General features: G+C 42.5%; 18 protein-coding genes and 1 pseudogene. 16 read left to right on the top strand and 3 right to left on the bottom strand.

The window, feature by feature from the left end:
• Positions 1-5: 5 nt before the first annotated feature.
• The 14 genes and pseudogenes from JCM15548_RS12650 (at position 6) to JCM15548_RS12590 (ending at position 9,487) form a co-directional block, all read left to right on the top strand.
• A complete protein-coding gene (locus JCM15548_RS12650; protein WP_062125941.1) occupies positions 6-1,187 on the top strand; it encodes a molybdopterin molybdotransferase MoeA in 1,182 nt (393 codons plus the stop codon).
• Positions 1,184-1,927 carry a sulfite exporter TauE/SafE family protein gene (locus JCM15548_RS12645; protein ID WP_062125938.1) on the top strand — a complete coding sequence of 248 codons (744 nt, stop codon included), beginning with the start codon at positions 1,184-1,186 and terminating at the stop codon, positions 1,925-1,927. The genes JCM15548_RS12650 and JCM15548_RS12645 overlap by 4 nt, the downstream gene beginning before the upstream one ends.
• The gene (mobA, locus tag JCM15548_RS12640; RefSeq protein WP_062125935.1) at positions 1,924-2,574 is read left to right on the top strand and encodes a molybdenum cofactor guanylyltransferase; all 651 of its coding nucleotides are present in this window, start codon (positions 1,924-1,926) and stop codon (positions 2,572-2,574) included. The genes JCM15548_RS12645 and mobA overlap by 4 nt, the downstream gene beginning before the upstream one ends.
• The gene (locus JCM15548_RS12635) at positions 2,571-2,816 is read left to right on the top strand and encodes a MoaD/ThiS family protein (RefSeq protein ID WP_062125932.1); all 246 of its coding nucleotides are present in this window, start codon (positions 2,571-2,573) and stop codon (positions 2,814-2,816) included. Before mobA ends, JCM15548_RS12635 begins: the two co-directional genes overlap by 4 nt.
• A 15-nt stretch (positions 2,817-2,831) precedes the next feature.
• On the top strand, positions 2,832-3,911 hold the full coding sequence (locus JCM15548_RS12630; RefSeq protein WP_062125929.1) for a HesA/MoeB/ThiF family protein: 1,080 nt from the start codon (positions 2,832-2,834) through the stop codon (positions 3,909-3,911).
• 7 nt (positions 3,912-3,918) lie between these two features.
• On the top strand, positions 3,919-4,356 hold the full coding sequence (locus JCM15548_RS12625) for a molybdenum cofactor biosynthesis protein MoaE (protein ID WP_062125927.1): 438 nt from the start codon (positions 3,919-3,921) through the stop codon (positions 4,354-4,356).
• Positions 4,357-4,375: 19 nt separating this feature from the next.
• Positions 4,376-4,657 carry an MOSC domain-containing protein gene (locus JCM15548_RS12620; RefSeq protein WP_062125923.1) on the top strand — a complete coding sequence of 94 codons (282 nt, stop codon included), beginning with the start codon at positions 4,376-4,378 and terminating at the stop codon, positions 4,655-4,657.
• Positions 4,579-5,070 (top strand): MOSC domain-containing protein, encoded by a 492-nt coding sequence (locus JCM15548_RS12615; RefSeq protein ID WP_227625783.1) that lies wholly within the window; start codon positions 4,579-4,581, stop codon positions 5,068-5,070. Before JCM15548_RS12620 ends, JCM15548_RS12615 begins: the two co-directional genes overlap by 79 nt.
• Complete coding sequence (gene moaCB / locus JCM15548_RS12610) at positions 5,067-5,981, top strand: bifunctional molybdenum cofactor biosynthesis protein MoaC/MoaB (RefSeq protein ID WP_062125918.1); 915 nt, start codon at positions 5,067-5,069, stop codon at positions 5,979-5,981. Before JCM15548_RS12615 ends, moaCB begins: the two co-directional genes overlap by 4 nt.
• Before the next feature lie 53 nt (positions 5,982-6,034).
• A pseudogene (locus JCM15548_RS12605) lies at positions 6,035-6,639 on the top strand (HPP family protein).
• Between the two features lie 251 nt (positions 6,640-6,890).
• Positions 6,891-7,148, top strand: coding sequence for an acyl-ACP thioesterase domain-containing protein (locus tag JCM15548_RS26365; protein WP_369403701.1), 258 nt, complete (start codon positions 6,891-6,893; stop codon positions 7,146-7,148).
• Positions 7,149-7,658, top strand: a complete 510-nt coding sequence (locus JCM15548_RS12600) for an acyl-[acyl-carrier-protein] thioesterase (protein WP_369403702.1) — start codon at positions 7,149-7,151, stop codon at positions 7,656-7,658.
• A gap of 211 nt (positions 7,659-7,869) precedes the next feature.
• Positions 7,870-8,466: a DUF6088 family protein gene (locus JCM15548_RS12595; protein ID WP_062125915.1), complete on the top strand. Its 597-nt coding sequence runs from the start codon at positions 7,870-7,872 to the stop codon at positions 8,464-8,466.
• Position 8,467: 1 nt separating this feature from the next.
• A complete protein-coding gene (locus tag JCM15548_RS12590; protein WP_062125912.1) occupies positions 8,468-9,487 on the top strand; it encodes a nucleotidyl transferase AbiEii/AbiGii toxin family protein in 1,020 nt (339 codons plus the stop codon).
• 396 nt (positions 9,488-9,883) lie between these two features.
• Here the strand turns inward: JCM15548_RS12590 and JCM15548_RS12585 are convergent, their stop codons facing one another.
• A complete protein-coding gene (locus JCM15548_RS12585; RefSeq protein ID WP_062125910.1) occupies positions 9,884-10,081 on the bottom strand; it encodes a hypothetical protein in 198 nt (65 codons plus the stop codon).
• Positions 10,082-10,418: 337 nt separating this feature from the next.
• Between JCM15548_RS12585 and JCM15548_RS12580 the strand changes: the two genes are divergently transcribed.
• Positions 10,419-10,808: a bacteriohemerythrin gene (locus JCM15548_RS12580; protein WP_062125907.1), complete on the top strand. Its 390-nt coding sequence runs from the start codon at positions 10,419-10,421 to the stop codon at positions 10,806-10,808.
• A gap of 25 nt (positions 10,809-10,833) precedes the next feature.
• Positions 10,834-11,232, top strand: a complete 399-nt coding sequence (locus JCM15548_RS12575) for a bacteriohemerythrin (protein ID WP_062125904.1) — start codon at positions 10,834-10,836, stop codon at positions 11,230-11,232.
• Positions 11,233-11,543: 311 nt separating this feature from the next.
• On the opposite strand, the gene JCM15548_RS12570 is transcribed toward JCM15548_RS12575, so the two are convergent.
• Both JCM15548_RS12570 and JCM15548_RS12565 read right to left on the bottom strand, forming a co-directional pair.
• Entirely contained in the window at positions 11,544-12,425 is an 882-nt protein-coding gene (locus JCM15548_RS12570) for an aldo/keto reductase (protein WP_227625776.1), read from the bottom strand.
• A 15-nt stretch (positions 12,426-12,440) separates the two neighbouring features.
• Complete coding sequence (locus JCM15548_RS12565; protein WP_227625775.1) at positions 12,441-12,929, bottom strand: cupin domain-containing protein; 489 nt, start codon at positions 12,927-12,929, stop codon at positions 12,441-12,443.
• Between the last annotated feature and the right edge of the window lie 17 nt (positions 12,930-12,946).

Genomic DNA, 12,946 nt, shown 5'->3' with positions numbered 1-12,946 from the left:
CATCAATGATTTCAGTTGACGAAGCAAGGCAGATTCTGGAAGCCAACACCCCGGAAGGGAGAAGTTACAGCCTTCCGCTTACCGAGGCCAATGGCTTGATACTGGCGGAGGATATCTTTACCGGTATCAGTGTGCCACCCTTTGACAATTCTGCCATGGATGGTTATGCCATGAATTATGTGGCGGGACAAACCCAGTGGACCATCCGGGGCGAAATCCCGGCAGGTTCCGGTGTAGCCCTGACTGTGAAAAAAGGGGAAGCCGTACGGATTTTCACAGGTTCTCCCATGCCCGCTGATACCAACACCGTCATTCCACAGGAAGACGTTACCATAGAGGGCGACCAATTGATCTGCACCAAACAGGGCATTCAAAAAGGAGCCAATGTACGTACCACAGGAAGTCAAATCCGTCAAGGACAATTGTTAATGGTTGCCGGCAGCACCATAACACCCGGGGCCATAGGACTTCTGGCATCCACTGGAAAAAGTCAGGTTCCCATCTACACACCACCTCTGGTAGGTATTATTGTAACCGGCAATGAACTTATCCCTCCAGGAAAGGCCTTAAAGCCAGGGAAAATTTACAATAGCAATGCGCCCATGCTTGAAGCATCGCTGCAGCAACTTGGTGTATGTCGCATTTCAACTGCTCAGGTAAGCGACCATTACGCTGCCACCCGGCAAATGATTGCCGATTTCATTGACCATCATGACCTGGTCATCATCAGCGGCGGCATTTCCGTGGGCGACTACGACTTTGTAAAGAGTGCCCTTGACAGTCTTGGCGCCAAAACCCTCATCTACAAACTTAAACAACGGCCCGGAAAACCCTTTTATGCGGGCCTCTGCCAAAACAAAATGGTTTTTGCCTTACCCGGAAATCCAGCCTCTGTTTTGAGTTGTTTCAATCACTACGTTAAACCGGTCATTAAAAAGATGATGGGGAAACAACGGGTCTGGCAACCAGACAACTTAGCGACGCTCACTACCGCTGTAGAAAAGAAAAAGGGCTTCACTTTCTTTTTAAAAGGAAAATACCAAAATGGCCAGGTGGAGGTGCTTCAGGGCCAACAATCCTTTAACCTCATCGCCTTTTCAGAGGCCAATTGTTTTATAGAACTGCCCGAAGAGGTGGAACGACTGAATGCCGGAACGCAAGTGGCTACCCATTTTTTATATCTATGACGCTGGACTACCATATTGCTTTACTTCTGATACTGGCATTGCCTTTGGCAGCTTTTTTCTATGCCTCAGTGGGACATGGCGGGGCCAGCAGTTACCTAATGCTGATGACCTTGCTAAGCTTCCCCATTAATGAAATAAGACCAACTGCTCTTGTGCTTAACATTGTTATTTCGGGGCTGGCGTTTATTACTTTTCGAAAAACAGCACCTTTAAACAAACCGCTATTCTTATCCCTCATCCTTTTTAGCATGCCGGCCGCGTGGCTGGGCGGATTAATGGAAGCAGATCCGCTATGGTACAAGCGTATTTTAGGCTTTCTGCTTATTTTTCCGGCACTGCGGTTTTTTAACCTATTGCCAGCCGGCAATAAAGCTCCCATCATACGAACCTGGTGGATGGCCCCATTGGCCGGTTTGAGCATCGGTTTCTTGTCGGGCATCATTGGCATTGGCGGTGGAATACTGCTTTCGCCTTTATTACTTTTGGCAGGATGGGCGGAAGCCAGACAAACGGCGACCATCAGTGCCCTGTTTATTTTGCTCAATTCGGTGGCAGGTTTGGCCGGCGTAGCCAGTGAAGGACTGGCAGTTAGTCGCGAACTGTGGTATTTACTTCCCTTGGCCATAGCAGGCGGTATCTTGGGGGCATGGTATGGCGCCTTCCGGACCCGGCCTCAAAAACTAAAATACTTGCTGGCCACTGTTTTACTTATTGCAGCCGTAAAATTAATTGGCTTATGACACCCATATTGAAAACCGAAGCCTTTATTCTGGCCGGTGGCAAGAGCTCCCGGATGGGGCGTGATAAAGGCCTGATTGAAATCGATGGACGTCCCATGACGGCGCACCTGATTGACACCCTGAAGAATCTGGGAATGACTCCAGGTATTATCAGCAACAATCCAGCCTATGAGCAGTTTGGACTTCCGGTAATACCGGATATTATTAAAGATCAAGGACCTCTGGGGGGACTATATACGACTATGAGATGGACAAGGGCGGCCAATGTATTGCTTGTGAGTTGTGATATGCCCTTTGTTAGTGAAGAGGCCCTTAAAAGCCTCCTGGATGCTATTCAGCCTGGCCGAATTGTGGCTGCAAAAGTAAACGACCGGCTGAATCCAATGCCAGCCATCTATCCAATTAGGCTGAAAGAAAAGATCAAGTCTCTTATTTTAGCACAAAAACTAAAGATGTCCCAGTGGCTATCTGAACAAAACCCTGTGGTGGTAACTTTAGGAATGAAGCCATACCGGATCAGAGCCACCGACTCTGACGAATTGGGAGATCAATTCATTAATATCAATACCCCCGACGATCTTCGTCATTTAGGTCACAAACAGCATAAACTGAAGGAAAACCCTGATAAAACAAAGGATATAATATGAAAACGCAAAAATTGAAAATCCTGTTTTTTGGAATGACTGCTGAGGCTTCAGGCTGTCGGGAGTTGCAGACCGACTGTCTGCCCACCACCGGGGATTTACAAAAAACACTATTAGAAAAATTCCCTCTGCTCAAAACTCAAAACTTTACACTGGCCGTCAATGAGCAAGTGGTCAACCATGGCCTCCATCCACTGGAAGCGGGTGATGAGATTGCCCTGCTACCACCTTTTTCGGGAGGATGACTAAAAAAAAAAGAAATGAACCGATTTGAGCGTCAGCAAATACTACCCGAAATGGGTCAGGAAGGACAAGACCGATTGCATCAATCCAGTATTTTAATCATTGGAGCGGGCGGTCTGGGGTGTCCGGCTATCAGCTACCTGGCAGCAGCCGGAGTGGGGCGCCTGGGCATTGTGGATGGCGACAAGGTGAGTGTCTCCAACCTGAACCGCCAAACACTTTTTGGCCAGGCCAATCTGGGCCAAAATAAAGCCATGGCGGCTGCAGAGCATATTCGTCACCAATACCCGGACCTGTTAGTGAAAGCACATCCCCTGTTTCTGGACAACCACAATGCCGCTCAACTGCTGGGAGACTACGATTTAATCATCGATGGTTCAGACAACATCGGTACCCGGTACCTGTTGAGTGATGCCTGCTTTTTACTTGGTCGCCCACTGGTTTACGGCGCCATTTACCAATATGAAGGCCAACTAACAGTTTTTGAAAACAAACCCGACTCCATCACCTACCGGGATATGTATCCGATGATGCCGTCACCCGATGAAATCCCCTCCTGCGCCAGTGCAGGCGTTTTAGGGGTTCTGCCGGGCATTATTGGCAGCATGCAGGCAGCCGAAGCCATTAAATTTATCTGCAAAATCGGAACTCCCTTAATCGGACAATTGCTTTACTACAATCTAAAAGACCATTCAACCCGCCTCCTGAAACTAAGCCATCATCCCAAAGCAGAACAAAACAGGCCCACTAATGTAACTGAAATGCAAAATCAAAATTACCAACTCAACTGTCAAAATAATTTGGAAATAGACTGGACATCTGCCTTTAAACTGGCTGATGCCTTCCCCAGTTTATTCATCGATCTGCGCCATCCACAACCCGATCAACCGGAAATACCTGAGGCTTATGCATGTGTTACTGTCAGTGATTTAAACGGGCATCTGGACAAGCTCAACCAATATCGATATCTTTTCGTTTTTTGCTATCACGGTATTAGCAGTCGGCCAGTCGCCCAAAGCCTGCGTCAGAATTACAACCATCTAAACAGTTTCTCCATCTCCGGGGGACACGAAACGCTTTTAAACACCAGAAAATAAGAACCCTATGTCACAAGCAAAAAACATATTTGTCCAAGGACCCATTTCACCGGAAACCATTGCTGCTTCAATTGCTTCACACAGCAGCAAGACGGAAATTGGTGCCCATAGTATTTTTCTGGGACAAATACGCCAGGACGAACAGCCACAAGGTAGCGTTACTGCCATTGAATACACCACCTACGAAACCATGGCATTGGATGCGGCTGCCCTAATTCGTGAAGACTTGTTTTCGAAATATCCTATAAAATGCCTGCATATTTATCACAGCCTGGGCTTGATTAAGACCGGAGAAATCTGTTTGTTTGTATTTGTTTCTGCCGCACACCGACAGGCAGCCACAGCTGCTTGTCATGAAGCCGTGGAACGAATCAAATCCGAACTGCCTGTTTGGGGCAAAGAAATTCTTGAAAACAACACGTCTATTTGGAAGACCAACACCTAACACCCCATAATCACACACCATGACCATAGATCAACTTTTTATCGGCAAGATTCAATCACTGGCCGGCACTTCTCATAAAAGTGCCATCCATAAAACCTCGATAACTGGTCCAATTACCCTTACTTTCAAAGGTTTGTCCGGTGACAGCCAGGCCGACCAAATTCACCATGGCGGCATTGATAAAAGCTCCATCATTACTGTGCAGACCACTACGCTTTCTGGATCAGATGGCTGGATGAGACTTACAGAAAGAAATTTGTTCCGGGTGGTTTTGGAGAAAACATTTCTTGCAGCCAAATGAATGAAACCAATGTATGCCTGGGCGATCGCTACCAAATGGGAACCGCCATTGTGGAAGTCAGTCAGGCCCGCCAACCATGTTGGAAGCTCAACCTTCGTTTTGGTCACCCCCAAATTTCGAAGCTGACTCAGGATCACAAGAAAACAGGTTGGTATTATCGTGTGCTGCAGGAAGGACAAGTAACCACGGGCGATTCCATTATCTTACTCGAACGTCCTTTACCGGACTGGCCACTGGATCGCTTGCTGCATGTTTTATACCACGAGCCTTTAAATTTCTCTTTACTTGAAGAAATGACCCAGTTGGAACCGTTAGCACAAAGCTGGAAACAAACCATTATGACCAGATTGGAAACAGGCCAGGTGGAAAACTGGGATAAAAGATTATACAACAATTATAGCTCTGAACAATGATAAATATTACTCATAAGAATTACACCCTGCGCACGGCCATCGCCTGCGCCACTGTAAAAGCAGGCAGTCAAACAACAATTGATGCGGTAAAGGAAGGTCGTGTGCCCAAAGGGGATGTACTGGCAGCTGCCAGAACGGCTGCCCTTTTTGCCGCCAAGCGAACCTCTGATATGATACCAGATTGCCACCCCCTGCCCATTGAATACACCGATGTGCGCTTTGAGTTGCAAAATGAACAGATTGACATTGAAGTGGAAGTCCACACCATATACAAAACCGGCGTGGAAGTTGAAGCCATGCATGCCGCTTCAGTCGCGGCATTGACCATTTACGACATGCTGAAACCCATTGACAAAAACCTGAGCATCGAAAAAATAGCCCTTAAGGAGAAAAAAGGCGGCAAGAGTCAGTTCAACAAAAAGAATGGATCAGAAACCATGCATGCAGCGGTCATAGTCTGCTCTGACACCATCAGCGCCGGCCAAAAGGAAGACCGCTCGGGAAAAGCCATCGTAGAAAAACTGGAGGCCTGCGAGGTAATCGTCGATGATTATCTGATCATACCCGACGAGGCAGAAATCATTCGTCAGCGCGTTTTAAGCTACCAAAAGGCGGGCATCCAACTGGTCATCATAACAGGTGGAACGGGACTCTCCAACCGGGATGTGACGCCCGAGGCCCTGGAACCAATTATTGAACGCCGTATTCCGGGCATTGAAGAGGCCATCCGTGCCTACGGGCAACAGCGCACCCCTTATTCCATGTTGTCAAGGTCGGTAGCCGGCCTCATTGGCAACACCCTTGTGCTGGCACTGCCCGGCTCCACCAAAGGCGCTTCTGAATCCATGGATGCCGTATTCCCGCCAGTCCTTCACCTGTTTAAAATGATGCGTGGCGGCGAACACCATTAGGCCATAAACTCTATAGATCAAGCTGCTACCTCTACTCAAACAGCTCAAATTAAATGGTTATAAAAAAAATAAAGAACGGAATAAAATTCACCCGTGTCGTCATCTACAGGGAAACACTTGTAGATTACAAAGAAAAGGGATGGTCCTTCCTGGGGGCTTTCATTGGTTTAGGCATCATTAGCCTTCTTCAAAAACAGTCGTTTAATTCAACTGAAAACCTTTTTCTTATAGGTTCCTTCGGCGCCTCATGCGTCTTGGTTTACGGAGCCATTCACAGTCCACTGGCCCAACCTCGCTGCCTTGTTGGAGGACATTTAGTTTCGGCTCTTATCGGAGTAACTATTGCCAAACTGACCCCTGATGGTTGCTGGTTTGCCCCTCCCTTGGCTGTAGCTTTCTCCATTATTGGAATGCAGTTCACTCGGACACTACATCCTCCAGGCGGAGCAACTTCCATGATTGCCACCATTGGTTCAGAAAAAGTAAAGTCCCTGGCTATTGGTACGCCTTAAGTCCGGTTCTCTCCGGCGCAATTATTTTACTTTTGGTAGCATTGGTCTTCAATAACATTACTGCGCATCGAAAATACCCTACACACAGCAGACTTACCAGTCCCCTTGTCATGGTTTGGCGCCGAATATTAAAACATGATAATTAACCGGCCTTTAATCCCATTTCATACAACAGGGGCAGATAATAATCTGGGGTGGGCATCGCCAGCTCAAAAAACTCACAGGGATAACTGTATTTGATTTACCTCTTTCTGGAGTTTGAGTTATACATGCGGAAGTGAATAGAACGATTCCGTCTTTATAAAAAGACAGTTATGTCTTTTTATGGTTTTTTCCATATCTTTGCCATATACGAAGTCGATCCTTAAAAACCAACATCGATGAAAAATGACCGACCATGCCAAACTATTATGAAAACCAATTTGAGCTAAGATATTTTGAGATGAACAAATTCGGAGCAGCATCTCCAACTACTATCTTAACTCTTCTTGAGGAAACCGCTGCAGATCATTGTTACTCGATCAACCACAGCTTGTACGATCTGGAAAAACAAAATGTTGGATGGGTATTACTTTCCGGTGTAATTGAAATGGATCGCTATCCTGTTTACAAAGAAAAAATAACCATCAGAACATGGTTGTCAAGCTACTCCTGAATAAGGGGAATCAGGGAAAATCTCATCTATGATGCAAAAGGCTGCATCATTGGAAAAGCCAAAGGACTATGGGTATTCTTTGACATTAAAAGGAAAAGGCCTGTTCAAATATTCGATGACATTATTGAAAAATGGGGCACTTTTGAGGAAGAATGCATTAACCACGATATTTCGACGAAAATTGAGACCATTGATTCAGGAGCATACGCCAAAGAATTTCAAATAAATCGATTCGATGTTGATACGAATCTGCATGTCAACAATATTAGGTATTTGCAATGGATGATAGAGTCTATGCCAAAGGATATCACTGATAATTATGATTTAAGTTATATCGATGGGCGCTTTATCGCAGAAGCTCTTTATGGTGACACAATTTTATCGTATTCAGAGATGGATGTCAATGACCATTCCTTTGCTCATACAATTAAGACGAAAGGGAATAATAAGGATTGTGCCACAGCCAGGACAAAATGGAGAGAAAGAAAAACAAAAAGCAACTCCCAATAATCAAAAGCATTTTCTTCGAGAACCACCCTTCAAATTTAACACAAGTGCCGCAGGAATATCTTATACAGCGAATTACCAAAAGCCAATCACTTATGGAGCAATAGATTTATTCGGGAATAATTCAATTATAGACGAGCTGTCAAAATAAATATAAAGAGCTTATGTTTGTCGCAAAAGTTTGCTATATTTGCGACAACATAAATTCTTAATAATGCATTTAACTATTGAAGATAAGGTTATTAAAAAAATTAAAAAAGCCGGAAGGGGGACGCTTTTTTTTACAAATGATTTTATTGCAATCGGTAACTCAAAAGCAGTAAGTAAGGCTTTGGAAAGGCTGGTTGACAAGGGTGAAATAAAAAGGGTATCAAGAGGGATTTATGCCAGACCAAAAACAAGTAAGCTTATTGGTGAGGTGATACCGTCTAAAGAAGAAGTTGCAAAAGCTATTGCTAAAAGGGATAAAGCCAGAATAATACCTACCGGAAGTTATGCTTTAAATATGCTGGGGTTATCAACCCAAGTACCTTTGAACGCAGTGTTTCTAACTGATGGAGCAGCACGTAAGATAAAACTCAATACCGGTATGATTACTTTTAAGAGAACTACCCCAAAGAATTTGGCAACAATAGGCAAAATAAGTGGCTTGGCCATACAAGCCTTAAAAGAGATAGAAAAAGGCAAGGTTGAATTATGGGAAGAGAAGAAAATCATCCAATTACTTAAAAAGGAAGATCAATCAAAACTAAAACATGACCTAAAAATGGCTCCGGAATGGATAAGGGTCATAATGAGAAAAGCATTGTAATATGGCAGCGAAAGATTTTTATCAGTTATCATCGGAAGAAAAACAAACCATTTTTGTACAAGTTGGTATCAAGCTTAATGTTCATCCGGCAGCGGTTGAAAAGGATTGGTGGGTAGTGCAAATACTTAGCCTGTTACAAAGTATGGAAGTCGCCCCTTATACCGTTTTTAAGGGAGGCACTTCCCTTAGTAAAGCATGGAACATAATTGAACGGTTCTCGGAGGATATTGACCTTGCTATCGACAAGAAATTCCTTGGCGTTGATGAATGCAAAACAGTAAAACAAGTCAAAAAATTACGTTCTGTTACCCGGAAGTACATATATCAAACATTTATTCCTCAGTTGCAGGAGAAGCTTAATAATGCAGGATATACTGATGTAAAAGTTGAACTTAACGAAGAGGAAGGAAAAAACCTTGAGCCCGTACAAATATCGGTTTTTTATAAAAGTTTTGCTAAAGAGTCGAATTACACAAATCCAAGTGTGAAAATTGAAATAGGAAGCCGTTCATTGCGTGAACCATTCACAAACCGGGAGTTTTCTTCATTGGTAGGCGAACACTACCCCGATAAACTGTTTGCCGATGCTCCTGTAACCGTACCAAGTGTTAACCCGGAAAAAACACTGCTGGAAAAACTCTTTTTACTACATGAGGAATTTCAGAAACCTGCCGAAGATATAAGAATAAACAGATTAAGCCGCCATTTGTACGATGTAGAAAAATTAATGCACACCGAATTCTTAGATTTAGCTCTTGGCAATCAGTCGTTGTACAATGAAATAATCAACCATCGAAATATTTACACAAAAATTGCTGCTGTCAATTACAAACTGCACCAGCCTAAAACCCTGAATCCAATTCCACCCAAAAAGATATTGGGAGATTGGGAAAAGGACTATAAAGCCATGCAGGAAGCAATGATTTTCGGAGAATCATTACCATTTGAACAACTCATCGAAAGAATTAAAGAATTAAAACAAAGAATTAACGGCATTAATTGGGATCAGGCTAATAATTAAGGGCCATTCATATTCTATGCAGTTCCAATTAAATTTGAGAACCACCTATCGTATTTGATTTGGCTCTCAGCTTCGCCCACAACACAAAAGCCTGCAAATCTTAAGATTTGCAGGCTTTTGATTGGGGTTGCTTCCCCTTTTGTCGGGGTACCAGGATTCGTCACCCAGGCTGCATATCGTTAAAAACCAGTCACATGTGCGTCGCTAAAAAATAGAGGTCACGGTTTGGTTCTCATTTATTTTGAAATCAATCGTGTAAGTTTGATAAACATCGGAACGTATTACGATAAAGCAAATCTATAAAGTTTTGAAATCAAATACAATCAAACAATTACAAAACGTATGAAAAAAATCCGAACTAATGACTATCGTTTGTAGCCAAATGGATTATATCAACTAATCCTTAATATACTGGCTCACATCCGCCAGGGCGATTCCGGTATAATCGGCAAACTCCTCCATGGTAACAAATTGATGAGGTTTCTTGCCCAATTTCTTGCGAATGGCTCCCAACATTCGATATCCAGTCTTTTCACTTTTACCCGTAATCCGTTGGATATCCTTAGCATAAATGCAAATGCGTTTTGTTTTCATTTGAATCTGTGAATATTATTCTACCTAAAGATAACCTTATTTGCCGAAAATGGTACATAGTTGGTTTTCAAGTGTATTACGAGGCATTTTTTCAAGGGACTGGGAAATAACTGTTTCAGTTTCTTTATTGACTTTCAATTACCATCTGCAAATTAAGTTGGATCTTCGATTTCAGGGAAGATGCGACAGACTAGGCAAAGGTTTAGCATTCTTCAACAAGAATAACTCAGGTAATCAAACTTTCGTCAAATTTTATTTCAAAGTTGAAAAAACAAGGAAACCTAACGCTCCATTCCTCGTACATAAAAGCAATAAAATAACCACAAAAAGAAAGAATATGCCTGTTACATGGACGGCCGACTTGTCGGTGAAGAACGAAGCATTGGATGCAGAACACCAAAAATGGATTGAAATCCTGAACAATTTCTATCAAGGGTTGATTGAAAAAAAGCCGAAAGAAAAACTAATTGAACTGGTAACTGCCATGCTGGACTATACCAAATATCACTTTGCCAGTGAGGAAAAATTCATGAAATCAATTAACTATCCCAAATTGTCCGAGCATCAGGAAAAACATCGCGCCTATGAAGCTAAGATTACTGAGTTTTACCAGCGTATTAGAGAAGACAAAATGATTCTTTCTTTAGAAGTCACCAATTTTTTAAAGACCTGGCTGGTGAACCACATTAAAGGTGAAGATCAGCAATATGCTCAATTCAATGATTAATTGTGAACTACTAAACTAACCGGCGATGATTCAATGGACCTCAGGTTTCAGCGTTAACCATGCACAACTTGATCAGGAGCACCAAGCCCTTTTCCACGCTCTCAACCAGTTTTATCTTGGAATTCAGAATAGTGAACCCAAAGAGAGAATGTTTAAATTGATTGAAGACCTTATAAAATATGCCAAAACACACTTTGACAACGAGGAAAAGCATATGGAAGCAATAAAATTTCCGGGTATAGAAAAGCACAAACAAGAACATCGAGCATTTGAATTAAAAACCAGTGATTTTTATTCGAAGTACAAAAGTGGAAAGTTACTGATGAGTGTAGAGATAACCAATTTTATCAAAGACTGGATAACTCACCACATTAAGACACAGGATTATCAATATGCCCGCTTTGGGGCCGCAATGCCTCTTTGATCGCCTTGTTACCGCTGTTAAAAAAAAACAAAAAATGAAGGGGTGAAAAGAACCGTGGAATAAGGAAGCTTTATAAAAAAAGGTGGGCCGTCAGCATTCTGACGACCCGTTTAACCTTAACCCTAACCCAGTGCTAAAGATATGAAAATTTGGCATTACTGCCAAAAAAATACTCTACCGGAAGGCTTTAAAAATGAAATCAGATTAACTATTATCTACCATTTTCTCACTGCTTTCTGAGTACCGATGACCAATAATATCAATTTTATCAATTGCATTCTGTATTTCAATTATATCCTCAGGAGTTAATTTTACGTTAATTGAGCCAGCATTTTCTGTAAACGATGAGTTTTGGTTGTTCCAGGAATAGGTACAATCCAGGGCTTTTGTTCAAAGATCCATGCTAATGCTATTTGTGCAGGGGTTGCATTTTTTTGTTGAGCGATCTGTTTAACCAATCCAACCAAAGCTAAATTAGCTTTTCTATTTTCTTCATTAAAACGCGGAATACTCCTACGAAAGTCATTCTTTGAAAACTCCGTATTTACATCAATCTTACCTGTTAAGAAGCCTTTACCCAATGGACTGAAAGGTACAAATCCAATTTCTAATTCCGCCAGTGTTTTAAATGATTTAATCTCTGGTTCACGCCACCATAAGGAGTATTCGCTTTGTAGTGCAGACACCGGCTGAACAGCATGAGCCTTGCGAATATTAGAGGCTCCAGCTTCTGATAGGCCAAAGTATTTGACTTTACCTTCACGAATTAAATCTTTAACTGTACCAGCTACCTCTTCAATAGGAACATTGGGGTCTATACGGTGTTGATAAAGCAAATCAATCGTTTCTACATTAAGCCGTTTCAAAGAGCCTTCAACTCTCTGTCGAATGTACTCCGGTCTACTGTTTAAACCAGCAGGTTGCCCATCAACATAGTTAAATCCAAATTTCGTAGCAATTACTACTTCATTTCGAAATGGGTCTATTGCCTCACCAACAACTTCCTCGTTAAGAAAGGGGCCGTATATTTCAGCAGTATCAAAAAAAGTGATTCCTAGTTCGTAGGCCTTTCTGAGTAATTCTATTGCTTCTTTTTTATTTGTAGGCTTCCCATAACCATAACTTAAGCCCATACAGCCTAATCCCATTTGAGAGACTTCTAAACCTTGACTTCCTAACTTTCTCTTGTTCATTATTATGAATGCATTTTACTTTGTTGCTTCATTGTATTCTTCTTCAAGCACAGTACTTAACCAGACTGCCCCACCTAAATCAGTGTTAAGGCTAACAGCAATATGTGCAAATTCGATATCGGGAGCAGCTCCATGCCAATGAACTATATTGGGTTGGATTTCCACAAAATCGCCCTTTTGCAACAATTGGGAGGGTTGCCCTTTTGCCTGATAATAGCCCTTTCCTTTGGTGATAAAAAGGACTTGACCTCCCGGATGTGAATGCCAGTTAGTTCTTGCTCCCGGCTCAAAAGTTACATTACCATAACTGGCATGTAAAGTAGTGTCTTTGGCTCCCATCATGTTTAACCATACTGTGCCGGAAAAATTAGGACTGTTTAATAATTCACCCTTGGGAAAACAAAGTTCGTTTAGCGCAAGGGATTCATTGGTGCTTTTTTTCATATTGCACGATGCAACAAGAATTACCAAAAAAAATAAGCTGTATTTAAAAATATTCTTCATTATCAAATAGGTTTATT

It is taken from the genome of Geofilum rubicundum JCM 15548 (genome assembly GCF_000974365.1).
GTDB lineage: Bacteria > Bacteroidota > Bacteroidia > Bacteroidales > Marinilabiliaceae > Geofilum > Geofilum rubicundum.
The sequence above is the reverse complement of the archived record's forward strand: the minus strand, read 5'-3'. Positions and strand labels throughout refer to the sequence as shown.

Coding starts and splice junctions, on each gene's coding strand:
- JCM15548_RS12650 (WP_062125941.1), top strand. CDS start 6: ATGATTTCAGTTGACGAAGCAAGGCAGATTCTGGAAGCCAACACCCCG.
- JCM15548_RS12645 (WP_062125938.1), top strand. CDS start 1,184: ATGACGCTGGACTACCATATTGCTTTACTTCTGATACTGGCATTGCCT.
- mobA (WP_062125935.1), top strand. CDS start 1,924: ATGACACCCATATTGAAAACCGAAGCCTTTATTCTGGCCGGTGGCAAG.
- JCM15548_RS12635 (WP_062125932.1), top strand. CDS start 2,571: ATGAAAACGCAAAAATTGAAAATCCTGTTTTTTGGAATGACTGCTGAG.
- JCM15548_RS12630 (WP_062125929.1), top strand. CDS start 2,832: ATGAACCGATTTGAGCGTCAGCAAATACTACCCGAAATGGGTCAGGAA.
- JCM15548_RS12625 (WP_062125927.1), top strand. CDS start 3,919: ATGTCACAAGCAAAAAACATATTTGTCCAAGGACCCATTTCACCGGAA.
- JCM15548_RS12620 (WP_062125923.1), top strand. CDS start 4,376: ATGACCATAGATCAACTTTTTATCGGCAAGATTCAATCACTGGCCGGC.
- moaCB (WP_062125918.1), top strand. CDS start 5,067: ATGATAAATATTACTCATAAGAATTACACCCTGCGCACGGCCATCGCC.
- JCM15548_RS26365 (WP_369403701.1), top strand. CDS start 6,891: ATGCCAAACTATTATGAAAACCAATTTGAGCTAAGATATTTTGAGATG.
- JCM15548_RS12595 (WP_062125915.1), top strand. CDS start 7,870: ATGCATTTAACTATTGAAGATAAGGTTATTAAAAAAATTAAAAAAGCC.
- JCM15548_RS12590 (WP_062125912.1), top strand. CDS start 8,468: ATGGCAGCGAAAGATTTTTATCAGTTATCATCGGAAGAAAAACAAACC.
- JCM15548_RS12585 (WP_062125910.1), bottom strand. CDS start 10,081: ATGAAAACAAAACGCATTTGCATTTATGCTAAGGATATCCAACGGATT.
- JCM15548_RS12580 (WP_062125907.1), top strand. CDS start 10,419: ATGCCTGTTACATGGACGGCCGACTTGTCGGTGAAGAACGAAGCATTG.
- JCM15548_RS12575 (WP_062125904.1), top strand. CDS start 10,834: ATGATTCAATGGACCTCAGGTTTCAGCGTTAACCATGCACAACTTGAT.
- JCM15548_RS12570 (WP_227625776.1), bottom strand. CDS start 12,425: ATGAACAAGAGAAAGTTAGGAAGTCAAGGTTTAGAAGTCTCTCAAATG.
- JCM15548_RS12565 (WP_227625775.1), bottom strand. CDS start 12,929: ATGAAGAATATTTTTAAATACAGCTTATTTTTTTTGGTAATTCTTGTT.